We start from the raw sequence: 24,857 nt of genomic DNA, 5'->3' as shown, positions 1-24,857 counted from the left end.
TTCGCACTTTACAGCGATTCGGTGAATTCCGCTTTGTGACGGACACACGAACGGCATTTGCAAATTGCAGAGCAACGTATGACATAACAGCAAGCTTTCAGAATCCCGTATATATTTCCGCCTTATGACTTCGCAACCCCGACCTCCAATCAACGTTCCGCCGCCGCGTACGTGGGACGCCCGGCTCGCCCGCCGGCTCGTGACACCGCTAGTTGACACCTGGGTCACCCCGAACCATTTGACCACGCTGCGCCTGCTGATCGGCGTCGCAGGCGCGCTGTGCCTTGCGCACGGGGGATTCGCGTGGGCCAATGCGGGCGCGCTGCTGATCGTCCTGTCGAATTTCGTCGATCACACGGACGGCGAACTCGCGCGAGTGGGCGGCAAGTCGAGCCGCATCGGTCATTTTTACGACCTCGCCTGTGATGCGCTCGTGACCGTGATGCTGTTCGTCGGCATGGGTATCGGTGTCGGCGGCGCGCAGATCGACGCTGTGAAGCTCGCGCCCGGCGTGCTCGGCGCGGTGGCTGGTGTCGCGGTCGCCCTGATCTTCTTTTTGCGCATGCGGACCGAAGAAATGGTCGGCAAGGCCGGCACGAAGCAGGCGTCGATGGGGGGCTTCGAAACCGAGGACGTGCTGTACCTGCTGCCCATCGTCACGCTGACGAATATCGTCGCGCCGTTCGTGGTGGTCGCGTCGATCGGCGCGCCGCTGTTCGCCGTATGGGTGGTGATCGACTACTGGCGCATCGCGCGCCGTAGCGCTCGTCCGACGGCCAAGGCCGCCAGCGCGTCTGAATCCCGTCAACAGCGGGCCAGCAAATGAATCTGCACGCCGAAGACGACGTGATCGCGCCCGTGTCGTCAGGCACGCCCGTGGCGGCGCTCACGCCCGCGCCCGATGCCGACCGCGCGGTCGCGAGCCGTACCCGCACGTTCGACAACGCGCGTCTGCGTAAAGACTTCGCCGCGCAGGACGCGTTTCTGCATCTGGACGGTTTCCTCGCGCCGGAAGTGACCGCGCAGCTGGTACACAGCGCGCGCTCGCTGCTCGACGAAGTGAACCGCAACTATCTGCCGGGTCACAAGCAGGGCGGCAGTGTCGGCCGCCATACGATCGACCGTCTCGCGCCGTTCATCGCCGAGCTGTATCGCTCGAAGGAGTTGATCGGCTGGCTCGAGCAGCTTAGCGGCGACCAGTTGCAGGTGTCGCCCGCCGACGATCCGCACGCCTACGCGCTCTACTACTACACGCGCCCCGGCGACCATATCGGCTGGCACTACGATACTTCGTATTACGACGGACGCCGCTACACGCTGCTGCTCGGCGTGATCGACGAATCGTCGTGCCGGCTCGACTACGAACTGCATACGCGCAATCCGGAGGTGCCGGACCAGCCGGGCTCGGTGCAGATTCCGCCGGGCGGCCTCGTGTTTTTCGATGGCGACAAGCTGCGTCATCGCATCACGCCGTCCGGCTCGAACGAGATGCGTGTGTCGCTGACGTTCGAATACGTCACCGATCCCAACATGCGGCCGTGGCGCCGCTTCGTTTCCAACATGAAGGACGCGATCGCGTACTTCGGTTTCCGCCAGGTGTTCCGTCAGATGGCTTCGCGCGGCAAGGACGCCGCGTGAGTCGGGCGGCGCTGCTTCTGCTGTCGATCGGCTCGGCGCTGTTCGTCGGCCTGCTCGCATGGCAGGGCTTCGGCTCGGTGGCGTCGACCTTGCTCGCAGCCGGCTGGGGGCTCGCCGTCGTCGCCGCGTTCCACGTGATGCCGCTCGTGCTCGATGCGGCTGCGATCGCCGTGCTGTTCAGGTGCGACCACCCCTCGCGTGACGGTGCGCATGAAGGTCCAGCAAGCGGTGCAACCAGCCGCCCGACGAGCGCTGCACGAGCCGAACCCTCGCTGCGCGATGCGCTGTCCGCGCGCTGGATCGGCGAGTCGGTGAATAGCCTGCTGCCCGCTGGGCAGATCGGCGGCCCGGTGGTCATGGTGCGTCAACTGTCGCAGCGCGGCATGCTGCTGCGCGACGCGGCCGCCGCGATCACCGTCAGCACGACCTGGCAGGCGCTCGCGCAAATCGTGTTCGCGCTCGCTGGCCTCGCGATGTTCGGCGCGTACGCCGCGCACGGCACGCTGCACGACCTGCGCACCGCAACGCTGATTGCGACCGGCGTGCTCGGCGCGCTGATCGCCGCGTTCTACTTCGCGCAGCGGCGCGGTCTGTTCGGCCGGCTGCTGGGCGTGGTGTCGAAGGTGTTCGGCAAGCGCGACTGGTCGTCGCTGATGACGCGCGCGGAAGCCGTCGATGCCGCCGTGCAGTCGCTGTACCGCGAGCGCGGTCGCGTGGCGGCGAGCTTTGCGCTGAGCCTCGTGGGATGGGTCGTCGGCACGGCCGAGGTATGGCTCGCGCTGCGTTTTCTCGGTCATCCGGTCGGCTGGATCGACGCGCTGCTGCTGGAAAGCATCGGCCAGGCGATTCGCGGCGCGGCCTTCATGATTCCGGGCTCGCTCGGCGTGCAGGAGGGCGGCTATCTGCTGCTCGCGCCGCTGGTGGGTTTGCCGCCCGACGCGGCGCTGGCGTTGTCGCTCGCCAAGCGTGCGCGTGAACTCCTGCTGGGCCTGCCGGGCCTGCTTGTATTGCACTTCAGCGAACGAAGCTGGCAACGGCGGCGCGCTCCACGGCGTGTGCCGGTTGCCGATTGACCTCCGTACTTTTTTCAAAGGACCGCGCATGCGCGCAATCATTCTCGCAGCGGGCCTCGGCCTGCGTCTCCAGCAGCCGCCGCAAGCCCAGTTTCCGAAATGCCTGTTGCAGTTCGACGGCATGAGCCTGCTCGAACGGCATCTGCAGATGCTCGAAACCGCCGGCGTGACCGACGTCGTGCTGGCGCTCGGGTTCCAGCCGGAATCCGTGCAGGCGGAACTCGCGCGCATCGACTGGCCGCACAAGGTCGAGACCGTGCTCAATCCGCGCTTCGATCTGGGCAGCGTGCTGACCGTGCATACCGTTGCCGACGCGTTGACGCGCGGCGGCGACGTGCTGCTGATGGACGCCGACGTGCTGTACGACGAGCGCATCCTGAGCGCGCTGGTGGCAGGCGAGTCGGTGAACCGTCTGCTGATCGACCGCGATTTCGAAGCGGGCGACGAGCCCGTCAAGCTGTGCCTGAAGGACGGCGTGCCGGTCGAGTTGCGCAAGCAGCTCGCGGTCAATCTGGAGTACGACACGATTGGCGAGTCGGTCGGTTTCTTCCGCTTGCGCGAGGAAACCGCGCGACGCTTCACGCAGATCGTCGCGGGCTATATCGACAGCGGCCGCGCGAACATGCCGCACGAAGAGGCGGTGCGCGACCTGCTGCTCGAGCGCAGCCAGGTGTTCGACACGGCCGAGGTGACCGGCGCGCCGTGGATCGAGATCGACTTCCCGAACGACGTCGCGCGCGCCGCCAACGAGATCCTGCCGCAGTTGCAGCCGCTCGTCAGCGCATCGCGCTGAGGCGTCCGTGCCGCGCGCGAAGATGCACGGTAGCGCGCGATGGCATACGGCAAAATCCCCTCGCGCGACAACATCTGTTGTCGCCGCGATGCCATAATCGACGCTTTCCATTGATGGCTGGCCGCCCGTCGCCATGACAATGCTGCTCGCTTTAGGCGCTTTCATCGTTCCGCTGATCGTCGCGTGCGCGATGTTCATGGAAAACGTGGACGGCACGGTCATCGTGACGTCGCTGCCGGTTCTGGCACGCGACCTCGGTCATGATCCGATCACGCTGAAGCTTGCGGTCACCGCGTATGTGATCGGCCTTGGCGTCTTTATCCCGATCTGCGGCTGGGTCGCCGACCGCTTCGGTTCGCGCACCGTGTTCCGCACCGCGATCGGCATCTTCATGGCGGGCTCGCTGCTGTGCGCGGCCTCCACTTCGCTCGATACCTTCGTGCTCGCGCGCTTCGTGCAGGGCATCGGCGGCGCGCTGATGGTGCCGGTGGGCCGCATCATCATCTTCCGGTCGCTGCCGAAGTCGGAGTTCATTCGCGCGATGAACTATCTGACGGTGCCGGCGTTGCTCGGTCCAGTGGTCGGGCCGCCGCTCGGCGGCTTTATCACCACCTATCTGCACTGGCGTCTGATCTTCGTGATCAACGTGCCGATCGGCCTGCTCGGCATCTGGCTCACCAACAAGTACATCGCCAATACGCGCGAGCCGCATCCGGGCCGGCTCGACTGGCTCGGCTTCGTGCTGTCGGCTAGCGGGGCTTCGCTGTTCATGCTCGGGCTCTCGCTGGTCGGCGGCGAACTGGTGTCGACGGGACAATCGGTCGGCATGTGCGTGACCGGCATCGTGTTGCTGCTGCTTTATGTGCTGTACGCGAGCCGCGTCGCGCTGCCGGTGCTCGATCTGCGTTTGCTGCGCATTCCAAGTTTTCATGCGAGCGTGATCGGCGGTTCGCTGTTTCGGATCGGTCTTGGCGCCGTGCCGTTCCTGTTGCCGCTCGCGTTGCAGGAAGGGCTCGGCATGACCGCATTCAGAGCCGGCGCGATCACGTGCGCGTCCGCGTTCGGTTCGATCTTCATGAAGACGGTGGCGTCGCGCATTCTCGAACGCTTCGGCTTTCGTACCGTGCTGATGGTCAACGCCGCGTGCGCGGGTCTCGCGATCGCCGTGTACGGGTTGTTCTTTCCCGGCACGCCGCATTGGGTGATCTGGTGCATCGTGCTGGTGGGCGGCTTCTTTCCTTCTCTGCAATTCACGTCGCTCAATACGCTGGCCTATGCCGATATTCCGGGCAGCGACGTCGGCCGCGCGACGAGTGTCGCGAGCGTCATCCAGCAGATGTCGCTCGGCCTCGGCGTGACGATCTCGGGCATCGTGCTGCAGATTTCGCATCGTGTGCAAGGGCATCCGAACATCGTGTTCTCCGATTTCTGGCCGGCGTTTCTCGTCGTCGGTCTGTTCTCGTGCCTGTCGATTCCGATTACGCGGCGGCTGCCGCGAGACGCGGGCAATGAGATCTCGCGCGGCCGTCGCGGGCGCGCGTAAGCCATCATGCGGATGTCGTCGTCGATGAGGATGTCATGAACTTGTTTCGCAACGTCAAAGCTTCAACCAGCGCTTCGATCAGCGGTCTTGCCCTGATCGCAATCCTCTGCGTTTCAACCGGGTTTCTCGAGGCGGCGCCTGCTGTCGCGAAAGCGCCCGCGAAGACGCAACCGGCCGTGCTTGCCGGTTCGGCGATTGCGGTGCCGGACTCATACAGCGCCGATGCCGCCGAGCAGATCTTCAACGAAGGCGGCAATGCGGTCGATGCGGCCGCCGCGATCGCCTTCACCCTTGCGGCCACATTCCCGGATGCGGGCAACATCGGCGGGGGCGGGTTCATGACGCTGTACGTCGACAACAAGCCGTATTTCCTCGACTATCGCGAGCGCGCGCCGCTCGCCGCGACGAAGAACATGTATCTCGACGACAAGGGCGAGATCATCAAAGGCATGAGCCTCGTCGGCTATCGTGCGGTGGGCGTGCCAGGCACCGTCGACGGTATGTGGCAAGCGCAGCGACGTTTCGGCAAGCTGAAATGGCAGCAGGTGCTCGCGCCGGCTATTCACTATGCACGCGACGGCTTCATGGTCGCCCCGCAACTGCAGAAGCTGCGCGACGATGCGGCGAAGAACTTCGCGGGCAAGACCAATTTCGACACTTACTTCGGCAATCTGAAGCAGGGCGTCACCTTCAGGCAGCCTGACCTTGCCGCGGTCCTGCAGCGTATTTCCGATCAGGGCGCGAAAGATTTCTACACGGGCAAGACTGCGGATCTGATCGCCGCTTCGATGCGCGGCCACGGCCTGATTACGAAGGCCGATCTCGCGCAGTACAAGGCGGTTTGGCGCGAGCCGGTGCAGGCGAACTGGAACGGCTATCGCGTGATCACCGCGCCGCCGCCGAGTTCGGGCGGCGTCGGGTTCGTGCAACTGCTGAAGATGAAGGCCGATATCGCGCCCGAGTTCAAGAACGTGCCGCTCAATTCCGTGCAATACGTGCATCTGATCGCGGAGCTCGAGAAGCGCGTGTTCGCGGACCGCGCGCAGTATCTCGGCGACCCGGATTTCTACAAGGTGCCGGTCGCGCAACTGATCGACGACCCGTATCTGGCCAAGCGCGCGGCCGAGGTCGATCCGAATGCGCCGTCGGACACGAAGAGCATTCAGCCGGGGCTCGGGACCTCGATGCCGGAGAAGGCGGAGACCACGCATTTTTCGGTGGTCGACAAATGGGGCAACGCGGTGTCGAACACTTACACGCTGAACGGCGCGTTCGGCTCGGGCGTCGTGGTGGATCGGGCAGGCATCGCGCTGAACGACGAGATGGACGACTTCTCCGCGAAGCCGGGCGCCGCGAACATGTTCGATGTGGTCGGCAGCGACGTGAATGCGATCGAGCCGAAGAAGCGCCCGTTGTCGTCGATGGCGCCGACGATTCTGACGAAGGACGGCAAGGTCGCGCTCGTGATCGGCACGCCGGGCGGATCGCGCATCTTCACGACGATCTTCCAGGTGATCAACGACATCTACGACTTCGACATGCCGTTGCCGGATGCGCTCGCCGCGATGCGTTTCCATCACCAGCTATTGCCGCCGAATACGATCTATTCGGAGCCGTACAAGCCGATCGAGGGCGAACTCGCACACCAGCTCGAGGCGAAGGGCTACAAGCTGGAAGGGCAGGAATTCACCGGCGATGTTCAGGTGATCAGGATCGATGGGGACGAGCCGGAGGCGGCGGCCGATCCGCGCGGGCGAGGGGTGACGCGGGTGGTTCGGTAGGGTTTCACGTTGGGCATCCAGGCAAGGCTGCCCAACGCAAAGTCCCCCATCACCCTGCCTGCTCCACCGGCGTCACCGTCAACTCCACCCGCTGCGCGCCGCGCAACACCGTCACGTTGACCGGCTTGTCGATACGCGAAGCATCGAGCGTGCGTTGCAGTGCATCCACATCCTGCACCGGCTGCGCGTCGATCGCGACGATCGTGTCGTCGGTGCGCAAGCCGCCGAGCGCGGCCGGACTGCCTTTGACGATCTCCATCACGCGCACGCCGCTTTGCGTGCCGAGCCCGAAGTAGCGCTGCACGCGCCGCGACAGCGGCGTCGTCGTGCCGGCCACGCCGATATACGCGCGTCGCACGCGACCGTGCGCGAAGATCTGCATGATGACCCACTTCGCGGTATCGATCGCCGTCGCAAAACAGATGGCCTGTGCGCCAGGAATGATCGCGGTATTCACGCCGATCACCTGACCCGCTGAATTGATCAGCGGTCCGCCCGAGTTGCCCGGATTCAATGCCGCGTCGGTCTGGATCACGTCGTAGATCATGCGGCCGGAGTTCGAGCGCAGCGACCGGCCGAGCGCCGAAACGACGCCGGTCGTCACGGTCTGTTGCAGCCCGAGCGGGTTGCCGACCGCAATGGCGATCTGCCCGACGCGCAGCTTCGATGATTCGCCGAGTTCGACATGCGGCAGCGGTTCCGGCGAACCGATGCGCAGCACCGCGAGATCGCTGCCGGGATCGTCGCCGACCAGATCGGCGTCGAACTTCGCGCCGTCGGCCAGCGTCACCTGGATATGCGTCGCGCCATGCACGACGTGGCTATTGGTCAGCAGGTAGCCGTCGGGCGTGAACAGGAAGCCCGAGCCGGTGCCGCCGCGCGCGCCGCGCCCATGCGCGGACGCGTCGCCGGGCAGCCGGCGTTCGACGGCGATAAACGCGACCGCCTGCTGCACGCGCTCCAGTGCACCGATCACGGTGCGGGAGTAGGCGTCGAGCAGCGCGTCGTCGTCGTGGGTCAAAAGGTCGGTGGATTGGGGCCCGGGGGCGTCGGATGCGGCGCTCGACAGGTCATCGATGAAGCGTGGGCGGCTTCCCATAACGATGCTCCGGATAGACGGGCTCTCAGATGCGGGACGGTGCGCGAGTTTTCAAGTGCATCCCGGGGGCGTCGACGGCGTCCCGGCCGCGCCGCCAGACCGGTGGCCACTGCCCGTGAGACACTTTCCCGGGCGGGCCGTCGCTCGCCGCTCGCTCGCGCCACGGAGACCCTGTTCATGTCCGCATCTAACGCTTCAGCGCCGCAATCCCAGCAGCCGGGTCCACGCATCGAGTCGCTCAGCGCGATCACGCTCGCCACCAGCGACATGCAGCGCGCCGTCGCGTTCTACGAAGCGCTCGGCTTCCCGCTCAAGTTCGGCGGTCCGCGCGATGCCTTCACGTCGTTCGCGTTCGGCAGTTCGTATTTGAACCTGATCGCCGATGCGCGCGCGCCGGTCAACTGGTGGGGGCGCGTGATCATCTACGTGTCGGACGTCGACGCGTTCCATGCCAGGGCGGTGGCGGCAGGCTTGCAGCCGACGTTCGCGCCGTCGGATGCGCCGTGGGGCGAGCGCTATTTTCATATCACCGATCCGGACGGCCACGAACTGAGCTTCGCGCGGCCGGTGCCCTAGCGGCGGAAGTTGGGGCAAAACTCGCTATCATGGGGTTATCACGCATGTGCAGCGGCCGCCCACGCGGTAACACGGCTGACACCTCGCGCTTCGATAATCGAACGCGACCGCGTCGCGCTAGCCGCCGCGCGCCATCCCATTCCTGTTGCGAGGAGAGCCGCAATGAAAGAGCCGGACCCGACACCCGATATCGAACTGATGGCGGAGCGGCAACGTCGTTTCGAGGAAGACCTCATCGACGCCTACGACGAAGAACTCGAAATGGAGGTCGACGACCGCATCATCGACGGCCCGACCGGCTTTACGCCCGAGCATCGGGAGGCGCGCAAGCAGTACTTCCGCGAACTGTTCCGGCTGCAGGGAGAACTGGTCAAGCTGCAGGACTGGATCGTCGCGACCGGGCACCGGCTCGTCGTGATCTTCGAGGGGCGCGACGCGGCCGGCAAGGGCGGCGCGATCAAGCGCATCACACAGCGCCTCAATCCGCGCGTGTGCCGCGTGGCCGCATTGCCCGCGCCGAACAATCGCGAGCGCACGCAATGGTATTTCCAGCGCTATGTATCGCATCTGCCGGCGGGCGGCGAGATGGTGCTATTCGATCGCAGCTGGTACAACCGCGCGGGCGTCGAGCGCGTGATGAACTTCTGCACCGACGAGGAATACGAAGAGTTTTTCCGCTCGGTGCCGGAGTTCGAAAAGATGCTGGCTCGCAGCGGCGTGCAGATCCTCAAGTACTGGTTTTCGATCACCGACGAAGAGCAGGAAATCCGCTTCCAGAACCGCATTCACGATCCGCTCAAGCAGTGGAAGCTGAGTCCGATGGATCTGGAAAGCCGGCGCCGCTGGGAAGCCTATACGCTGGCGAAGGAGGTGATGCTGCAGCGCTCGCATATCCCCGAGGCGCCGTGGTGGGTCGTGCAGGCCGTCGACAAGAAACGCGCGCGCCTGAACTGCATTCAGCATCTGCTGAGCCAGGTGCCGTATCACGAGATCGAGCATCCGCAGATCGACTTGCCGTCGCGTGTCTATCACGAAGACTATAGCCGTCAGCCGGTGCCTCAGTCGATGATCGTGCCCGAGGTGTATTAAAAGCGGATCGTATGAAATAGCTGGCCAATGAAAAAGCGCGGTACGTATATCAGCGTACCGCGCTTTTCTTCCTGCTTCGCCCCGCCAGATCGGCGAACTCAGAACACCGAACGGAACACCCAGAACAGCCCGCCCGCGAGCGCGATCGACGCGGGCAACGTCAGCACCCATGCGAGGATCAGACTGCGCACCGTGGCCCATTGCAGACCCGAGCCGTTGGCCGCCATTGTGCCGGCCACGCCGGAAGAGAGCACATGGGTCGTCGACACCGGCAGACCGTAGACGTCGGCGGCACCGATCGTGACCATCGCAACGAGTTCAGCCGACGCGCCCTGGCCGTACGTCAGATGCTGTTTGCCGATCTTCTCGCCCACCGTAACGACGATGCGCTTCCAGCCGACCATCGTGCCGAGACCCAGCGCGATCGCGACCGCAACCTTGACCCACGGCGGAATGAACTTGGTCGCGTGGTCGATCTGCGTTCTGAAGTTGGCGATGATCTTCGCGTCTTCGGGCGAGAACTGCGGCTGATTGGCCTTCTGCATCAGACGGATCGCCTCGGAGGTGACATACATGTTGTTGCGCACGTTATCGACGATGCCTTGCGGCACCGCGGCCATCGAGCCCGACTCGCCGACCTGGCGACCGATCTGCTCGGTCAGCTGCTGCAGCGCCGGCAGCGTGGCGGGCGTCAGCTGACGGGTGCGCACGAAGGCCTCGACGTCGGCGCGCGGATCCGCGGAAGGCACCGCGCCCTGCGTGTAGCGCGACAGCGTCGCCGCGGTTTGATGCGCGACCGCGACGAAGTTCTGCGTTTGCGCCGGCGTGACCGCCTTGTTCAGCGCGTAGGCGGTGGGCACGGTACCGATCAGGATCAGCATGATCAGCCCCATGCCTTTCTGGCCGTCGTTCGAGCCATGCGCGAACGACACGCCCGTGCAGGTCAGAATCAGCAGGCAGCGAATCCAGAACGGCGGCGGCTCCTTGCCCTTCGGCTCGGCATACAGCGCGGGCACGCGCACGACGGCCTTCAGGATCAGCAGCAGCAGGCCCGCAAGCAGAAAGCCCACGATCGGCGAAAACAGCAGCGACTTGCCGACGCCGAGCGCCTGATTCCGGTCGACGCCGCTGGTGCCGTTCGCACCATGGATCATCTGATTCATCAGACCGACGCCGATGATCGAGCCGATCAGCGTGTGCGAACTCGAAGACGGCAGGCCTAAAGACCACGTGCCCAGATTCCAGATGATCGCGGCGATCAGCAGCGCGAATACCATCGCGAAGCCGGCGCTGCTGCCAACCTGCAGAATCAACTCGACGGGCAGCAGTTGCAGCACGCCGAAGGCGACCGCCCCGCTCGACGTCAGCACGCCCAGAAAATTCCACGCGCCGGACCAGACGACCGCGATATTCGGCGTCAGCGAGTGGGTATAGATGACGGTGGCGACCGCATTGGCCGTATCGTGAAAGCCATTGACGAACTCGAAGCCGAGCGCGATCAGCAGCGCGACACCGAGCAGCAGATACGGCAGTACCGAGCTTTCGCGTACGGGCTGCAGATCGTCTATCAGATGAACGCCGCAGTACACGACGCCCGCGATGAGCAGGGCAACGAAAATAACCAGGCCCGCGTTACGGCCTTTGCCGCTGGCGGCGCCCGGTTGCGGGTGTCGCAACGATGACAACTACGTGACGGCATTGGGGGTGCGGGAAAAGCAGGCGCGGCGCGGCTTATGCTACCCCGCTCACGCCAGCAAATACTACGCCGGCTGGCGGACGGGAATAGCAAGATGTCCGAACCGGACAAAGCAAGTGATGAATAGCACGAGCGGCGAGCGGGCTTCGGTTGCGGTTACGACGCGCTGACTACTTCGCCGCTTGCGCTGCCACCGAGGGTGCGTTTATAAGCTTGCGCGACGATTTCCGCCGGTACCCCTTGCGACGGATCGCGGCCCATCGATTCGAGCGTTTCGGCGACCCACCCTGGGCTCACCACATTGACGCGGGCCTTGCCCCGCAACTCGAGCGCGGCCGAGCGCGCGAACGCTTCGACACCCGCATTGACGATGCTGACCGCGGCGCTGCCTTCCATCGGCTGTTGCGCGAGCACGCCGCTCGTCAGTGTGAACGAGCCGCCTTGCGACACATGGTCCACGCCGCAGCGCACCAGATTGATCTGCCCCATCAGTTTATTGGCAAGACTAAAAGAAAAGTCTTCGTCGCCAAGCGCCGCGAGCGGCGCGAATTTCGCCGAGCCGGCCGCGCAGATGATCGCGTCGAAGCTGCCGGCTTGCGCATACATCGCTTCGATGCTGCGTTTGTCCGACAGGTCGACGCGCAGTGCCGAACCTTTGCGGCTCGCGCCGACCACGTCATGCTCGCTGGCGAGCAGCCTCACGATGTGCGAACCGAGCAGGCCGGTCGCACCGACAACGAGTATTCGCATACATCCTCCTAAGGTCTGTTTGCGGCATTTGCCGCGCTGCACACTGCATCGTCAAGCCGGAGCACTCGCCGAACCGTGCAACGCGCGATCCTATTGGTCGAGGATAGACGCTGCCGGCGCGACGCGCCAACGCGTGAGGGAAGAGCCGGCTGACACGCGCCCCGATCCTCCTGAGCATCATTTTTGCTACGCTGGAAGTAAGGTCATGTATTCCGGGAGCGTCGATGAAGCAAGACAGCGGGACAGTCAACGAGCCGGTAGAGGACGAACCGGCACAGCGAGCCTTTACTTCCTATGCCACGCCGCTCGTCGATGAGGCGATCCGGCTCGCCAACGGGGTGCACGGCGACGCGTCACCCGAAGCCCTGCACAAACTGCGCGTTTCACTGCGGCGTTTGCGTTCGTTATGGTGGGCTTTCGCACCGCTGCTCGACAAGGGCGAAAATTCCCGGCAACGGGCGGTCTACAAGTTTCTCGCCACCGCGGCGGGTCGAACGCGCGATTGGGACATCCTGATCGCGTTGCTCAAGCAGGAAGACAGCGGCGCGCAAGCATTGATGCCAAAGCTCGAGCAGGCGCGCCGCGACACGCTGGCGACCAGTCGCGAGACGTTGTTGAACGCCGACGTCAAACACCTGCTGCGCGATGCGTTGGCCACCACTTCCGCGCAACTGCACGCCACGCACGATTCGGCTATTGCGCTGCGCCAATTTGCCGCTCGACGCATAGGGGCGTCGGAGCACTCATTGAACAAGCGCATCAAACGCGCGCGCCATGCGAAAAGCTCGAATTACGCAGCCTTTCACGATGTCAGAAAAGCGGGCAAGAAACTGCGCTATCTGTTCGAGTTTTTCGGGCCGGTGCTTAAAACCAGCCATAAGCGCACGCTCAAGCGCCTGAAAAAAATCCAGAAGCACTTCGGCATGCTCAACGATACCGTCGCGAGCGAAACGCTGTTGCGCGATAATGCCGCGTCGCTTGCCGACGCGGACCACATCGAAGCCGCGTTGGGTTGGCTCGACAGGAAACGCAAACGCCGCTTGCGCGCGGCGTCGGAGCTACTGGGCTGAGAGAGCGCGTTCGGTCCTCGCTAGCGCGAAGGATCCGCAGCCCAAAATGCACGGCGCACCGCGCTGCGGTCCGAAAGAATAGTCCGCGAAGGAGGCGACGAGCGTGGCACCGCATGGGCTTTCGCTGCGTCATCGGCTGCGCCTGACGTTGCGCGTCGTTCGAGCCGGGATGACCCGCTATGTGGGCAACCGCCCGTGGGTGGCCGGCGTCGCCGGCACGCTCGTCGCGTTGGCGATGTCGATCCTGACGGCCGTGGAGGTCGGCGAAGGCCGCCGCGAAATGCTCGATCATGCGCGCCAGACGTCGCAAAACCTCGTGTCGATCATTTCCGCCGATCTCGCGCGCAACGTCGAAATTTATAGTCTGTCGCTGCAATCGATGGTGGATGCCGCGGGCGATCCGCTCACCTGGACGCTGCCGGTCCCGGTGCGCCAGGCGATGCTGTTCGATCGCGCGACCACCGCCGCGTTTCTCGGCGGTGCGTATATAGTCGGCGCCGACGGTGAAGTGGCCGCCGCGCAGTACGACGACGCCAACACAACCGTCCATCTCGACGATCGCGAATACTTTCAGGTGCACCAGCGCAATCCGGCGGCGGGCCTGTATTTCTCGCATCCATTCATGTCGCGACTGCGTGGCGGCAAGCTGTCGATCGCGCTGACGCGGCGCATCGACGATGCGCAAGGCCGCTTTGCCGGCATCGCGCTGCTCGCGATCCGCATCGAGTACTTCCAGCACCTGCTGGACCGGATCGACACCGGCGAGCAGGGCTCGGTTTTCATCGTGATGGCGGACGGCACGCTGCTCGCGCGCAAGCCGATCGACGCGCGCACTATCGGCACCAGCGTCGCAAAGTCGCCGACCTTCGCACCGATGACGGTGCACGACTCCGGCAGCTACGTATCGGTCTCGCCGGTCGACGGTGTGCGTCGCATCTTCACCTACACGCACGTACCGGGCACGCCTCTGATCGTGGCCGTCGCGCCCGCTGTCGATGACGTGCTCGCGCCGTGGCAGCGTCGCAGCCACGTGGCCGCCGCGCTGACCATCTCGTTCGGCTCGGTGTTCGTGCTCGTGTCGTGGCTGCTCGCGTTCGCGCTGCGCGACAAACAGCGCGCGCAGGCCGCGTTGCTGCGTCTTGCCGCGACCGATCCGCTGACCGGGCTCAACAATCGCCGCGTGCTCGACAAGCGGCTCGACGACGAATGGAAGCGGGCGCGACGCGAGAAGAAGCCGCTGTCGGTGCTGTTCATCGATATCGATCACTTCAAGCGTTTCAACGATACCTACGGCCATGAGAGCGGCGACGAGGTATTGGTCGCGGTGGCTGATTGCATCGCGTCCGTGGCGCGGCGCTCGGCCGATCTGGTCGCGCGCTACGGCGGCGAAGAGTTCGCGGTGGTGCTGCCGGATACGACCGCGCAGGGCGCGTTCGCGGTCGCGGAGCAGATTCGTCGCAAGGTGGAAAACCAGGTCATCGTGCGCGGACACGATGCGCCGCAGGCGGTGACGGTGAGCGTCGGCTGCGCAACGGCGCTGCCGAGCGCCACGGATGTCGCGAACGGACTCGAGCTGCTGGCCGCCGCTGACGGACAGTTGTATGTGGCGAAGAACGAAGGGCGCAATCGCACCCGGTCGGCGCAGTGGGACGAGTATTCGGCGGCGCAGGGGGTCTCGCGCACGGGGGCGGCGCCTTAACGCCAGGTGTTCGTTCGCCTGAGCGTGAGCTTCGTCGGCGGAGATTGTCGTGATGCGGCGCGATTCAGGCGCGGTCCGCACTGCGCGGCGCGAAGCCGCGCAACGTCACGGCCGCAGATGTTTCGTCCCGCAACGCCGAGCGCGACCGATTGGCGGCCGCACCATCCGCGTGAGCCAGCAAGCCCACTGGGAAGCCACGCCGCTGCCATGCATCGAGCCCGCCGCGCAGTGCGCGAATCCGCGTGTAGCCATTGCTGCGCATATGTTGCGAGACTTCGAGCGCGGTCGCGCTGTCCGGGCAGATGCAATAGATGACCAGGTCGTATGTGCGCAGCGCGCCGTCGATCTGCTCAGGCGAATGCGGATCGAGCGCGCGCGCGTCGGGAATCTGGCGTCGCAGATCGAGCAGCGAAGCGCCGGGCCGCGCATCGAGCACGCGGGACGGCGTCATGCGGCGCAGGCGACCGAAGCGCCGCCAGCGCCACGGCATGCTCCACGCGGCGGCACTCGCCGATGAGGCCTGCGTCGGCGCGGCCAGCATCGGCGCGGCTTGGGCCGACGTGGCTCGCGTGAACCGACGCCGTTCGTAATATCGCAGATACAGCCGGTAGAGCAGATAGACGAGCGCCACCGCAAGAAGAATGTCGGCGATCGTGCCGCCGCGCTGCTCGACGAACGCGCGCAGCATGTGCACCTCGCGTTCCACGGCCGCGCCGCCGAGCAGCCAGAACGTCGCCCACGCGATCACGCTCGCCAGATCCCATAGTGCGTAGATGCGGATGTCAACGGCGGTCGTACCCATCAGCGGTGGCGTAATCAGGCCGAGGCCGGGCACGAACTTAGAAATCGACACGAGCGGCACGCCATAGCGTTCGAATAGTGCGCGCGCGGTTTCGAGCCTCATATCGACGGCGGGCGACAAGCGGCCGAGCCACGCGAGCAGTTTGCGTCCATACAGACGGCCCGCCGCGAACCAGGTGCCGTCGCCGATCAATGCACCCAGCACCGCCGCGCCGAGGGTCGGCCAGAACGCCAGGGTGCCCGCAGCGATCGCCGAGCCCGCGAACAGCAGCATCGGCACGGCCGGAATCGGTACGCCGAGGCGCGTCAGCAGGACGTTGACGAACACGATAGCGCTGCCCCAGGTTGAAACGGCCGACAACGGAAACTCGACCAATTGAGGCGCTCCTGTTGCTGCTGTTGGGCTGGCATGCGTGGACGGCCGGTGTCGACCATCGGCCTCAATCGTCAATACGCAACTAACTGTCAACCCCGCGTGCCCACCGCAAGGTGGCCGGCGCGCTTGAAGAGAGTGCGCGCGGGCGCGCACGCTGGATTCGCAGGGGCGGGGGCTGCATCGTCAACGAACCACAAACGGCCCCCGGGTCCACCTCATCAGGCATTCGGCACCGCCACCACGCCCGGATTTCCGACGATCGCCAGAAACTCCCGCCGTGTCGACGGATCGGTGCGGAACGTGCCGAGCATGCGCGACGTGACCATCGTGACGCCCGCCTTGTGCACGCCACGCGTCGACATGCACTGATGCGCGGCTTCGAGAATCACGCCCACGCCGGCCGGCTGCAGCACATCGTTCAGCGTATCGGCGATCTGCACCGTCATCTTTTCCTGGATCTGCAGCCGTTTCGCGAACGCATCGACTAGGCGCGCGAGCTTCGAAATGCCGACCACGCGATGGTTCGGCAGATACGCGACGTGCGCGCGTCCGATGATCGGCACCATATGATGCTCGCAGTAGCTTTCGAAGCGGATGTCCTTCAGCACTATCATTTCGTCGTAGCCGTCCACTTCGGAGAAAGTACGCGCGAGGATGTCGCGCGGATCGACCTGGTAGCCGACGAAAAACTCGTCGTAAGCGCGCGTCACGCGTGCCGGCGTGTCGATCAGGCCTTCGCGCTGCGGATCGTCGCCGGCCCAGCGCAGCAGCACGCGCACGGCTGCCTCAGCTTCTTCGCGGCTCGGGCGTTCGGCGGCCGCTACGGGTTTGGTCTTCTTTGCCTTGCTGCTGGTCATGCGTCGCTCTCCTGGATCGCGCGTCGACGCTGCGCGGCGCGCGGGGTCAGTAACTGAGGTCATTGTTCCATGTTTTGCGCCGAAGGTGCCGATGCCCCTTTCGCGGCCGGGGCAGTCGCGGGCGTGCTGCGCACGGCTACTTCGGCCACTCGTCCATCGCATCGTTGAACAGCTCGGCGACCACGCCGCGCAGCCAGCTGCCGCGCGGATCGTTATGGAACTTGCGATGCCAGTGCTGCCGCAGGTCGAAGCGCGGCAGCGGCAGCGGCGGCTCGACGAGCATGATCGACGCATGCTCCGACACGTACGCGAAGCCGATCGCGTGCGGCACGGTCGCGAGCAGGTCGGTGCGCGCGAGGATGAAAGGCAGGCTCATGAAGTGCGGCGTTTCGAGCACCGCGCGTCGTTTGATGCGCTTCTTTTCGAGGTACTGCTCGAGCACTTCCTGGCTGCGTCCCTCGGCGCGCACGACCGCATGCCCGGACGCCACGTATTGCTCGAGCGTGAGCGGCCCCTTCGACAGCGGATGTCCGCTGCGCATCAGGCAGATGAAGCGATGCGTGAAGAGCCGCTGCTGAAAGAAGTTGTTGCCCGCCAGGTCCGGAAAATAGCCGACGGCGAGATCGACATCGCCCGATTCGAGCCCGCGTTCCACTTGCGACGGCGACAGCGTGACCGAGCGCAGATTCGCGGACGGCGCGCGCTCGGCGAACAGCTGTAAAAGACGCGGCAGAAACACGATTTCGCCGACGTCGGACAGCGCGATCGAAAACGTGTGCGTGCTCGTCGCCGGATCGAAATCCTGCACGTCGAGCATGCCTTTCTCGATGCGCAGCAACGCGTCGCGCGCGGCGGGCAGGATCGCGAGCGCGCGCGGTGTCGGCTCCATGCCTTTCGATGTGCGCACGAACAGCGGATCGTCGAAGTATTCGCGCAGGCGCCCAAGCGCGGTGCTCACGCGCGGCTGGCTCACACCGAGCTGCTCGGCGGCGCGGCTCACGTTGCGCGTGTCTTCCATCGCGACCAGATAGGGGATCAGGTTCAGATCCAGATGTGTCTCGGACATGCTTGTTATGGCTCGCGGGGCGGGCGGGGCAAGGGAATGCTTATGCCGTATCGCTATAGAGCCTAGTTGAAAAATTGCCCGTAAGCATAGTGGGATTTTGCGCGGCCGGCATTTTCGCGCGCAGCGCGAGCCCTGGACGAGGGCATCCCGGACCTTCGCCGCCTCGAGCGGCGACCTATGATGAAGGGGGTTTCCCTGCCTTGACAACCCGCCCACAGGACAACCATAATCGCCGAAGCGTTCGCTAAACGAATCACTGTTCACGTAACGAACAATTCAGCGGCGAAGCAATCGAAGGCGCCAGCCCGCTCTCCCCCTCGCGAGCCGTCGCCAGCATGCCCGGAGACTGTTTCCGCGCGAGCCTTGCCGGTTACGGCTGTCAGCCCAGCGGCACGTAGCGCCCCCAAAGGAAATTCGACATGATCAACAAGATTTTCGAGACACTTCAATCGGCGGTCGCCGATGTCCACGACGGCGCGACCGTCATGATCGGCGGCTTCGGCACGGCCGGCATGCCGTCCGAGTTGATCGACGCGCTGATCGAGCAGGGCGCGCGCAATCTCACCATCGTCAACAACAACGCAGGTAACGGCGATATCGGCCTCGCGGCGCTACTGAAGGCCAAGCGCGTGCGCAAGATCATTTGCTCGTTCCCGCGCCAGACCGACTCGTATGTGTTCGACGCGCTCTATCGCGCCGGCGAAATCGAACTCGAACTCGTGCCGCAAGGCAACCTCGCCGAGCGCATCCGCGCCGCGGGGGCGGGCATCGGCGGCTTTTTCACGCCGACCGCGTACGGCACCAAGCTCGCCGAAGGCAAGGAAACCCGCCTGATCGACGGCCGTCACTACGTTCTCGAAGCGCCGCTGCACGCGGACTTCGCGCTGATCAAGGCGTACAAGGGCGATCGCTGGGGCAACCTGATCTATCGCAAGACCGCTCGTAACTTCGGGCCGATCATGGCGAGCGCAGCGAAGACCGCGATCGTGCAGGTGTCGGAAGTGGTGCCGCTCGGCGGCCTCGATCCGGAAGAAATCGTCACGCCCGGCATTTTCGTGCAACGCGTGATCGCGGTGCCGCAAGCGGCGCATGCCCCCACGCCCAATCCTCACGACGCTGCTGCCTGACCCGGAGACCGACATGAAGAAACTGACTCGCGATGAAATGGCCAAGCGCGTTGCCCAGGACATCCCTGAAGGCGCTTACGTGAACCTCGGCATCGGCGTACCGACGCTGGTGGCGAACCACCTCGCCGCAGACAAGGAAATCTTCCTGCACAGCGAAAACGGTCTGCTCGGCATGGGCCCGGCACCGGCGAAGGGCCAGGAAGACGACGAACTGATCAACGCCGGCAAGCAGCACGTCACGCTGCTGACGGGCGGCGCCTACTTCCATCACGCCGATTCGTTCGCGATGATGCGGGGCGGCCATCTTGACTTCTGCGTGCTCGGCGCGTTCCAGGTGTCGGCGAAGGGCGACCTCGCGAACTGGCACACCGGCGCACCCGACGCGATTCCGGCAGTCGGCGGCGCGATGGACCTCGCGATCGGCGCGAAGCAGGTCTACGTGATGATGGAGCATCTGACCAAGCAGGGCGAGAGCAAGATCACCGCTGAGTGCTCGTACCCGGTCACCGGTATCGGTTGCGTGACCCGTATCTATACGGACCTCGCAATGATCGACGTCACGAAGGAAGGCCTCGTCGTGCGCGAGATTTTCACGGACATCGGCTTCGACGAACTGCTGAAGCTGACCGGTGTGCCGATGACCGACGGCACGCAGGCCGCGCGCGCGGCCTGATGGTTGGCTGAGGCGTCGCGGCCGCGGTCTGCTTTGCGGCCGCGTCGATGGCGTCTCGTCTGAAAGCGGCATTGCGCGAACGGGCCAGCGCTGACGGGGCGAACTCCTCGTCAGCGCTGGCCTGGCAACTTCAGCGACGGGTTGACCACGTTTGGCGCACAATACGCAGCACATACCGCGGCATAGGCACGGCACGAGCGCTTGCTCCGCCACGGCGTCTGCTTCGAACCGCCGCGCACCGTGCCGCTTCATCGCTTCCGATTCCCTCAAACATCGGCGTCACCATGCTCGACTCCAGCGCCCGTCTGACTGGCCTTCTTTGCGGCACACAGCCGATGAACGACATCTGGGCGCCGCGTGCCACGTTGCAGCGGATGCTCGACGTCGAAGCCGCGCTCGCGCGTGCCTCTGCCGCGCACAAAGTCATTCCCGAATCCGCCGTCCCCGCGATCGAAGCGGCCTGCCAGGCCGACCAGCTCGACGCCGACGCGCTCGCACGCGACGCCGCGCTCGGCGGCAACCTCGCGATTCCGCTCGTCAAGCAACTGACTGCACGCGTCAAAGCCGCCGATGCCGAAGCTGGCAAATACGTGCATTGGGGCGCGACGAGCCAGGACATCATCGACACCGCGACGGTACTGCAACTGCGCGACACTTTCGACCTGCTCGACAGCGGCCTGCAAGCCACCTGCGACGCGGTCGCGAAACTCGCGGCCACCCATCGCGCGACACCGATGATCGGCCGCACGTGGCTGCAGCAGGCGCTGCCGATCACGCTGGGTCTGAAGTTCGCGCAATGGCTCGACGCGCTGTTGCGTCATCGCGAGCGGCTCGATGCGTTGCGCGAACGTGTGCTGGTGCTGCAATTCGGCGGCGCGGCCGGCACCCTCGCGAGTCTGCGCGAGGTGGCGCCGCAGGTCACGCAGTCGCTCGCCAAGGAACTCGGCCTCGCGGTGCCGACCTTGCCGTGGCACACGCAGCGCGATCGCATCGCCGAGACGGCGTCGCTGTTCGGCATGCTGATCGGCACGCTCGGCAAGATTGCGCGCGACGTGTCGCTGCAGATGCAAACCGAAATCGACGAACTCGCCGAACCGGCCGCGGCCGGCAAGGGCGGTTCGTCGACGATGCCGCACAAACGCAACCCGGTCGGTTGCGCGGCGGTACTGACGGCCGCGACGCGCGCGCCCGGCCTCGTGGCGACCGTGTTCGCCGGCATGGTGCAGGAGCACGAACGCGCGCTTGGCGGCTGGCAGGCCGAATGGGACGCGCTGCCGGATCTCGCGCGCCTCGCGGGCGGCGCGCTCGCGAACATCGAACAGATCGCCTCCGGCCTGAGCGTGAACATACCGCGCCTCGCCGCGAATCTCGACGTCACGCACGGCCTGATCCTCGGCGAAGCGGTGATGCTCGCGCTCGGCGATTCCATCGGCCGGCTCGACGCGCATCACCTGGTCGAGCGCGCGTCGAAGGCGGCGATCCGCGACGGCAAGACGCTGTATGACGTGCTCGCCGCCGACGCGGCCGTCACCGAACATCTTTCGTTCGAGCGCCTGAAGGAGCTGCTCGATCCCGCTCAATACGTCGGCCAGGCGCACGCATATGTCGACGCCGCCCTGACGCTTCACACCACGCGCGCGCAGCGCGCCCATTCCAAGGAGTAACCGGCATGCCCTACGCCGCAGTCAACGGCACCGAGCTTCACTATCGTATCGACGGCGATCGTCACGGCCACGCGCCGTGGCTCGTGCTGTCGAATTCGCTCGGCTGCGATATGTCCATGTGGTCGCCGCAGGTCGCGGCGTTGTCGAAGCATTTCCGCGTGCTGCGCTACGACACACGCGGCCACGGTCATTCGGAAGCGCCGAAGGGTCCGTACACGATCGAGCAGCTGAGCGGCGACGTGCTCGGCCTGATGGATACGCTGAAGATCGCGCGCGCGAATTTCTGCGGCATATCGATGGGCGGCCTGACCGGCGTCGCACTCGCCGCGCGTCACGGCGACCGCTTCGAGCGCGTCGTGCTGTGCAACACGGCCGCGCGCATCGGCTCGCCGGAAGTGTGGGTGCCGCGTGCCGCGAAGGCGCGCAGCGAAGGCATGTTCGCGCTCGCCGACGCGGTGCTGCCGCGCTGGTTCACGGCAGACTTCATCGAGCGCGAGCCGGTCGTGCTGGCGATGATCCGCGACGTGTTCGTGCATACCGACAAGGAAGGCTACGCATCGAACTGCGACGCGATCGACGCGGCCGACCTGCGTCCCGAAACGCCGGGCATCAAACTGCCGACGCTCGTGATCAGCGGCACGCATGACCTCGCCGCCACGCCCGCGCAAGGCCGCGAACTTGCGCAGTCGATTCCGGGCGCGCGCTACGTCGAGCTCAACGCCTCGCATATCTCCAACATCGAAAAGGTCGACGAGTTCACGAAGACCGTACTCGACTTCCTGACGGAGGCAAAGTGAACGACGAAGACCGTTACGAAGCCGGAATGGGGGTGCGTCGCGCGGTGCTGGGCAACGCGCACGTCGACCGTTCGCTCGCGAACCGCACCGAGTTGACCGAGGAGTTCCAGAACCTGATCACGCGTTATGCATGGGGCGAGATCTGGACGCGTGAAGGTCTGCCGCGTCATACGCGTAGCCTGCTGACGATCGCGATGATGGTGGCGTTGAATCGCAGCGAAGAACTCGCGCTGCACCTGCGTGCCGCGAAGAACAACGGCGTCACGCGCGAACAGATCAAGGAAGTGCTGCTGCAGACCGCGATTTACTGCGGCGTGCCGGCGGCCAACTCCGCATTCCATCTGGCCGACAAGCTGTTTCGCGAGGATGATGCGGCGGCCGCGGCGGCGAAGTCGTAAAGACTGAGCACACGTAACTGGCCCTGCGCATCGCGCAGCGCGGCGATAAAGGCCGGGTGTCGAGCAGCGCATTGAACTGCGCACCGGTCATGCTGTAGACGGAGAGGATGTCCGCGAGCGGCGCATCGCGCAGGATCAGGTCGAAGGTGAGGGCAGGCGTGCTCACGACGGACTCCGCAGCTTACGCAGGAAACGCTGCACGGCCACCCGCGCGATCTGCTGCACCCGACGGTGGGTCGCCTTCGACACCGCGCGCAGGTCATCGAGCAGTTCATGCGGTAGGTACTGGCGGTAGGAAGGGTTGCGGTAGCGGCCGGCCATTTCAGTTCGTCCATTCCCACCGGCCACGACAGGTCAGGACTGTCTTGCGTTCAATGCAGGCCAGCGGGCCAGGGCAATGAACCACAGCAGAATGACGTTCACCACCGGAATGAAGGCAAGCAGCGACCAGGCGCCCGCATATCCCGCCTTCTTCAGGATCAGCCATAGCGGGATAATCTCCGCGATGACGACAACAAGAACAAGCACCAGCCAGTGCCATATGGAAAGAGCGCCCACGCATACCTCCATTTTTTAAAGTTGACGGGCAGAGCTGAGTATAACGACGCACGGCTGACTCCTTCTCGATGTTTCCGGCTGCCATCGATGCCGCACACCCGCTGCGCTTTACGCGCGTAGTCCTGCAACGCGGTCAGTTTCCGTATGGTCGCATCCCCGTCGCTGGTGATACCGAGAAGATCGTCAGCAGCCGCTGCCGCTGCGGGAAGCGGCCAGACACTTCCGCGCCACGCAGCAGGCCGTACTCGACGCGTGCGAAGACTGGGAGGGCGATGGTTACATGCGGCCCGCAACGGGCTTTCGCGCCGGAAGCGGTATCGGATCGATTGCCCGCCTTGGCGACTATCTCGTGGAAGCCTACAGATAGACCCGAACCAGACGTACAGGCCGCGCGGGCAACGGGTCTAATGACTGAAACAGAGCGAGGCAGGGGCCTTATGACGCGCCGCTCGCAGGCAAAAAAAGATCCGCGCGATGCGGGTCCGGGTCTGAACTGGCGCGGTTCACTCGATATGCCTGTACCGAGTGTCCCCGCCGCCACGCTGCAACTGTTTCGAAACGATAAGAAACTGTTCGTCACTAATCGTACACTCCAGTTCGCCTATCTCGTACACAGCAACCAGCTTGATCTTGTTTCCGTTTCGCTCCTCAAAGGTAATCTGATAGACCCCGCGCCACATTGGTTCGCCATCCTCATATTTACCGATCTTCTCGGACGCCAGTCGCACGGCCCTTGTTTTCGTAGCATCGAAATCCAGGGAGAGGATGTCAGTTTTTCTTAGCGCCATCTGGGCCACATAGGCCGGAAACCGGTCGCCGCATGGCGGGTATGGTCCGGGTTCCGCCAGGCATAGCGCGGGAAGGGATAGCAGCAGGACTGCAAAAGCGTGTTTCATGGATTCAAAGGACCTCACTCTATCTGCTTGAACATTCTGTCAGCCTCGACTCTTGACAGCAAATGCTTCGAAACGACAAAGACCTCTACGGCACTCATTGAGCATTCAAATTCGCCAGCGTCGTTCACAGCAATCACCTTGACCTTGTTTCCGTTTTTTTCGTGGAAGGTGATGTGATAGACCTCACGCCACAACTGTTCGCCATCCTCATCTTTTCCTATTTTCTCGGATGCCAGTTGCACGGCTTGGGTTTTCGTATAGTCGATATTGCCAAGCATGCCTGCGTTTTTTAGGCTGTTTTCGGCGATGTTGGTCGGCCACCCGTCGCATGGCGGGTTCGGTCTGCCTTGCGCCAGGCATAGCGCGGGAAGGGATAGCAGCAGGACTGCAAAGGTGCGTTTCATGGATGTTCCACCCTAAGCATTCTGTCGCCGCTGTTCCAGATTTGCTTGCGATATGGCAAGTGCAGAACGATACATCCATTTGACGCGTTGCCGGGATCGGTCTGGCTGTCGCCGTGGATCATGAAGGCGGAACGTTCGCCTAAGCACGTTCCGCAAACAGGGTTAAGCCGCATCGAGAACGGTCCAGTTTTAGGGTGCGGAAACGGCGCCGTAATTTCATACAGGCCGACGGGGATTGGTTCCCAGTCGCGGACATACTGGCTACTGTGTCTATTCTTGTGCTCTCCCTTGCCTGAATATCCCTTATTTGTGACTAATTTGTCGTTGTGATACAACAAGTGGCTCTCATGCTTGTAAATCCACACCATCGTCTTTTTCTCATTGGTTGTACGAACCAACGATTACACCAGACCATCTGGTCGCACACAATTTT

26 protein-coding genes are annotated in these 24,857 nt (G+C 64.4%); 15 read left to right on the top strand and 11 right to left on the bottom strand.

Annotation, left to right across the window (positions count from 1 at the left end; genetic code table 11):
* Positions 1-124 precede the first annotated feature (124 nt).
* From OKW41_RS16980 to ggt, 6 genes are all read left to right on the top strand, one after another.
* Entirely contained in the window at positions 125-826 is a 702-nt protein-coding gene (locus tag OKW41_RS16980) for a CDP-alcohol phosphatidyltransferase family protein (RefSeq protein ID WP_429573235.1), read from the top strand.
* Complete coding sequence (locus tag OKW41_RS16975; RefSeq protein ID WP_429573234.1) at positions 823-1,638, top strand: HalD/BesD family halogenase; 816 nt, start codon at positions 823-825, stop codon at positions 1,636-1,638. Before OKW41_RS16980 ends, OKW41_RS16975 begins: the two co-directional genes overlap by 4 nt.
* Entirely contained in the window at positions 1,635-2,711 is a 1,077-nt protein-coding gene (locus OKW41_RS16970; protein WP_429573233.1) for a lysylphosphatidylglycerol synthase domain-containing protein, read from the top strand. The genes OKW41_RS16975 and OKW41_RS16970 overlap by 4 nt, the downstream gene beginning before the upstream one ends.
* Before the next feature lie 28 nt (positions 2,712-2,739).
* Positions 2,740-3,504, top strand: a complete 765-nt coding sequence (locus OKW41_RS16965; RefSeq protein WP_429573232.1) for an NTP transferase domain-containing protein — start codon at positions 2,740-2,742, stop codon at positions 3,502-3,504.
* Positions 3,505-3,643: 139 nt separating this feature from the next.
* On the top strand, positions 3,644-5,047 hold the full coding sequence (locus tag OKW41_RS16960) for an MFS transporter (RefSeq protein ID WP_429573430.1): 1,404 nt from the start codon (positions 3,644-3,646) through the stop codon (positions 5,045-5,047).
* A gap of 35 nt (positions 5,048-5,082) precedes the next feature.
* Positions 5,083-6,828, top strand: coding sequence for a gamma-glutamyltransferase (ggt, locus tag OKW41_RS16955; protein ID WP_429573231.1), 1,746 nt, complete (start codon positions 5,083-5,085; stop codon positions 6,826-6,828).
* A gap of 49 nt (positions 6,829-6,877) precedes the next feature.
* Here the strand turns inward: ggt and OKW41_RS16950 are convergent, their stop codons facing one another.
* The gene (locus OKW41_RS16950; RefSeq protein WP_187619609.1) at positions 6,878-7,927 is read right to left on the bottom strand and encodes a S1C family serine protease; all 1,050 of its coding nucleotides are present in this window, start codon (positions 7,925-7,927) and stop codon (positions 6,878-6,880) included.
* A 177-nt stretch (positions 7,928-8,104) separates the two neighbouring features.
* Between OKW41_RS16950 and OKW41_RS16945 the strand changes: the two genes are divergently transcribed.
* Entirely contained in the window at positions 8,105-8,503 is a 399-nt protein-coding gene (locus tag OKW41_RS16945) for a VOC family protein (RefSeq protein ID WP_429573230.1), read from the top strand.
* Between the two features lie 162 nt (positions 8,504-8,665).
* Entirely contained in the window at positions 8,666-9,592 is a 927-nt protein-coding gene (gene ppk2 / locus OKW41_RS16940; RefSeq protein WP_429573229.1) for a polyphosphate kinase 2, read from the top strand.
* 98 nt (positions 9,593-9,690) lie between these two features.
* Here ppk2 and OKW41_RS16935 read toward each other — a convergent pair whose 3' ends face one another.
* The gene (locus OKW41_RS16935) at positions 9,691-11,277 is read right to left on the bottom strand and encodes an inorganic phosphate transporter (RefSeq protein WP_429573228.1); all 1,587 of its coding nucleotides are present in this window, start codon (positions 11,275-11,277) and stop codon (positions 9,691-9,693) included.
* A 167-nt stretch (positions 11,278-11,444) separates the two neighbouring features.
* Entirely contained in the window at positions 11,445-12,038 is a 594-nt protein-coding gene (locus OKW41_RS16930; RefSeq protein ID WP_429573227.1) for a short chain dehydrogenase, read from the bottom strand.
* A 224-nt stretch (positions 12,039-12,262) separates the two neighbouring features.
* Between OKW41_RS16930 and OKW41_RS16925 the strand changes: the two genes are divergently transcribed.
* Together OKW41_RS16925 and OKW41_RS16920 are read left to right on the top strand one after the other, a co-directional pair.
* The gene (locus OKW41_RS16925) at positions 12,263-13,108 is read left to right on the top strand and encodes a CHAD domain-containing protein (protein ID WP_429573226.1); all 846 of its coding nucleotides are present in this window, start codon (positions 12,263-12,265) and stop codon (positions 13,106-13,108) included.
* 103 nt (positions 13,109-13,211) lie between these two features.
* Positions 13,212-14,807, top strand: a complete 1,596-nt coding sequence (locus tag OKW41_RS16920) for a diguanylate cyclase (RefSeq protein WP_429444229.1) — start codon at positions 13,212-13,214, stop codon at positions 14,805-14,807.
* A 64-nt stretch (positions 14,808-14,871) separates the two neighbouring features.
* Here OKW41_RS16920 and OKW41_RS16915 read toward each other — a convergent pair whose 3' ends face one another.
* The 3 genes from OKW41_RS16915 to OKW41_RS16905 form a co-directional block, all read right to left on the bottom strand.
* Entirely contained in the window at positions 14,872-15,984 is a 1,113-nt protein-coding gene (locus OKW41_RS16915) for a VTT domain-containing protein (protein WP_429573225.1), read from the bottom strand.
* Between the two features lie 218 nt (positions 15,985-16,202).
* Positions 16,203-16,841, bottom strand: a complete 639-nt coding sequence (gene folE, locus OKW41_RS16910; RefSeq protein WP_184063367.1) for a GTP cyclohydrolase I FolE — start codon at positions 16,839-16,841, stop codon at positions 16,203-16,205.
* A 136-nt stretch (positions 16,842-16,977) separates the two neighbouring features.
* Positions 16,978-17,907: a LysR family transcriptional regulator gene (locus OKW41_RS16905; protein WP_184063233.1), complete on the bottom strand. Its 930-nt coding sequence runs from the start codon at positions 17,905-17,907 to the stop codon at positions 16,978-16,980.
* Positions 17,908-18,326: 419 nt separating this feature from the next.
* On the opposite strand from OKW41_RS16905, the gene OKW41_RS16900 reads away from it, so the two are divergent.
* The 5 genes from OKW41_RS16900 to pcaC all read left to right on the top strand — a co-directional run bounded on the left by OKW41_RS16900 (position 18,327) and on the right by pcaC (position 22,566).
* Positions 18,327-19,034: a 3-oxoacid CoA-transferase subunit A gene (locus OKW41_RS16900; protein WP_062131411.1), complete on the top strand. Its 708-nt coding sequence runs from the start codon at positions 18,327-18,329 to the stop codon at positions 19,032-19,034.
* 13 nt (positions 19,035-19,047) lie between these two features.
* Complete coding sequence (locus OKW41_RS16895) at positions 19,048-19,707, top strand: 3-oxoacid CoA-transferase subunit B (RefSeq protein ID WP_018423570.1); 660 nt, start codon at positions 19,048-19,050, stop codon at positions 19,705-19,707.
* 284 nt (positions 19,708-19,991) lie between these two features.
* Positions 19,992-21,371, top strand: coding sequence for a 3-carboxy-cis,cis-muconate cycloisomerase (locus OKW41_RS16890; RefSeq protein WP_429573224.1), 1,380 nt, complete (start codon positions 19,992-19,994; stop codon positions 21,369-21,371).
* 5 nt (positions 21,372-21,376) lie between these two features.
* Positions 21,377-22,168, top strand: coding sequence for a 3-oxoadipate enol-lactonase (gene pcaD, locus OKW41_RS16885; RefSeq protein WP_429573223.1), 792 nt, complete (start codon positions 21,377-21,379; stop codon positions 22,166-22,168).
* Positions 22,165-22,566: a 4-carboxymuconolactone decarboxylase gene (gene pcaC, locus OKW41_RS16880; protein ID WP_018423567.1), complete on the top strand. Its 402-nt coding sequence runs from the start codon at positions 22,165-22,167 to the stop codon at positions 22,564-22,566. The genes pcaD and pcaC overlap by 4 nt, the downstream gene beginning before the upstream one ends.
* A 162-nt stretch (positions 22,567-22,728) precedes the next feature.
* Here the strand turns inward: pcaC and OKW41_RS16875 are convergent, their stop codons facing one another.
* From OKW41_RS16875 to OKW41_RS16855, 5 genes are all read right to left on the bottom strand, one after another.
* Positions 22,729-22,887, bottom strand: a complete 159-nt coding sequence (locus OKW41_RS16875; RefSeq protein ID WP_429444224.1) for a hypothetical protein — start codon at positions 22,885-22,887, stop codon at positions 22,729-22,731.
* Positions 22,888-22,920: 33 nt separating this feature from the next.
* Positions 22,921-23,124 carry a hypothetical protein gene (locus OKW41_RS16870; protein ID WP_429444223.1) on the bottom strand — a complete coding sequence of 68 codons (204 nt, stop codon included), beginning with the start codon at positions 23,122-23,124 and terminating at the stop codon, positions 22,921-22,923.
* 503 nt (positions 23,125-23,627) lie between these two features.
* Positions 23,628-24,020: a hypothetical protein gene (locus OKW41_RS16865; RefSeq protein ID WP_429573222.1), complete on the bottom strand. Its 393-nt coding sequence runs from the start codon at positions 24,018-24,020 to the stop codon at positions 23,628-23,630.
* 14 nt (positions 24,021-24,034) lie between these two features.
* Positions 24,035-24,424 carry a hypothetical protein gene (locus OKW41_RS16860; RefSeq protein ID WP_429573221.1) on the bottom strand — a complete coding sequence of 130 codons (390 nt, stop codon included), beginning with the start codon at positions 24,422-24,424 and terminating at the stop codon, positions 24,035-24,037.
* Positions 24,421-24,822: a tlde1 domain-containing protein gene (locus tag OKW41_RS16855; protein WP_429573220.1), complete on the bottom strand. Its 402-nt coding sequence runs from the start codon at positions 24,820-24,822 to the stop codon at positions 24,421-24,423. The genes OKW41_RS16860 and OKW41_RS16855 overlap by 4 nt, the downstream gene beginning before the upstream one ends.
* Between the last annotated feature and the right edge of the window lie 35 nt (positions 24,823-24,857).

The organism is Paraburkholderia sp. UCT70 (genome assembly GCF_050434085.1).
Taxonomy (GTDB): Bacteria; Pseudomonadota; Gammaproteobacteria; order Burkholderiales; family Burkholderiaceae; genus Paraburkholderia; species Paraburkholderia tuberum.
Note: the sequence above shows the minus strand (reverse complement) of the source record. Positions and strands in the feature narration are given on the sequence as shown.

Bases quoted from the DNA above. Each gene is read 5' to 3' on its own strand.
- OKW41_RS16945 (WP_429573230.1), top strand. From the start codon at position 8,105: ATGTCCGCATCTAACGCTTCAGCGCCGCAATCCCAGCAGCCGGGTCCA.
- OKW41_RS16930 (WP_429573227.1), bottom strand. From the start codon at position 12,038: ATGCGAATACTCGTTGTCGGTGCGACCGGCCTGCTCGGTTCGCACATC.
- OKW41_RS16960 (WP_429573430.1), top strand. From the start codon at position 3,644: ATGCTGCTCGCTTTAGGCGCTTTCATCGTTCCGCTGATCGTCGCGTGC.
- pcaD (WP_429573223.1), top strand. From the start codon at position 21,377: ATGCCCTACGCCGCAGTCAACGGCACCGAGCTTCACTATCGTATCGAC.
- folE (WP_184063367.1), bottom strand. From the start codon at position 16,841: ATGACCAGCAGCAAGGCAAAGAAGACCAAACCCGTAGCGGCCGCCGAA.
- OKW41_RS16900 (WP_062131411.1), top strand. From the start codon at position 18,327: ATGATCAACAAGATTTTCGAGACACTTCAATCGGCGGTCGCCGATGTC.
- OKW41_RS16965 (WP_429573232.1), top strand. From the start codon at position 2,740: ATGCGCGCAATCATTCTCGCAGCGGGCCTCGGCCTGCGTCTCCAGCAG.
- OKW41_RS16890 (WP_429573224.1), top strand. From the start codon at position 19,992: ATGCTCGACTCCAGCGCCCGTCTGACTGGCCTTCTTTGCGGCACACAG.
- OKW41_RS16860 (WP_429573221.1), bottom strand. From the start codon at position 24,424: ATGAAACGCACCTTTGCAGTCCTGCTGCTATCCCTTCCCGCGCTATGC.
- ppk2 (WP_429573229.1), top strand. From the start codon at position 8,666: ATGAAAGAGCCGGACCCGACACCCGATATCGAACTGATGGCGGAGCGG.
- OKW41_RS16980 (WP_429573235.1), top strand. From the start codon at position 125: ATGACTTCGCAACCCCGACCTCCAATCAACGTTCCGCCGCCGCGTACG.
- OKW41_RS16905 (WP_184063233.1), bottom strand. From the start codon at position 17,907: ATGTCCGAGACACATCTGGATCTGAACCTGATCCCCTATCTGGTCGCG.
- OKW41_RS16865 (WP_429573222.1), bottom strand. From the start codon at position 24,020: ATGAAACACGCTTTTGCAGTCCTGCTGCTATCCCTTCCCGCGCTATGC.
- OKW41_RS16975 (WP_429573234.1), top strand. From the start codon at position 823: ATGAATCTGCACGCCGAAGACGACGTGATCGCGCCCGTGTCGTCAGGC.
- OKW41_RS16895 (WP_018423570.1), top strand. From the start codon at position 19,048: ATGAAGAAACTGACTCGCGATGAAATGGCCAAGCGCGTTGCCCAGGAC.
- OKW41_RS16950 (WP_187619609.1), bottom strand. From the start codon at position 7,927: ATGGGAAGCCGCCCACGCTTCATCGATGACCTGTCGAGCGCCGCATCC.
- OKW41_RS16925 (WP_429573226.1), top strand. From the start codon at position 12,263: ATGAAGCAAGACAGCGGGACAGTCAACGAGCCGGTAGAGGACGAACCG.
- ggt (WP_429573231.1), top strand. From the start codon at position 5,083: ATGAACTTGTTTCGCAACGTCAAAGCTTCAACCAGCGCTTCGATCAGC.
- OKW41_RS16875 (WP_429444224.1), bottom strand. From the start codon at position 22,887: ATGGCCGGCCGCTACCGCAACCCTTCCTACCGCCAGTACCTACCGCAT.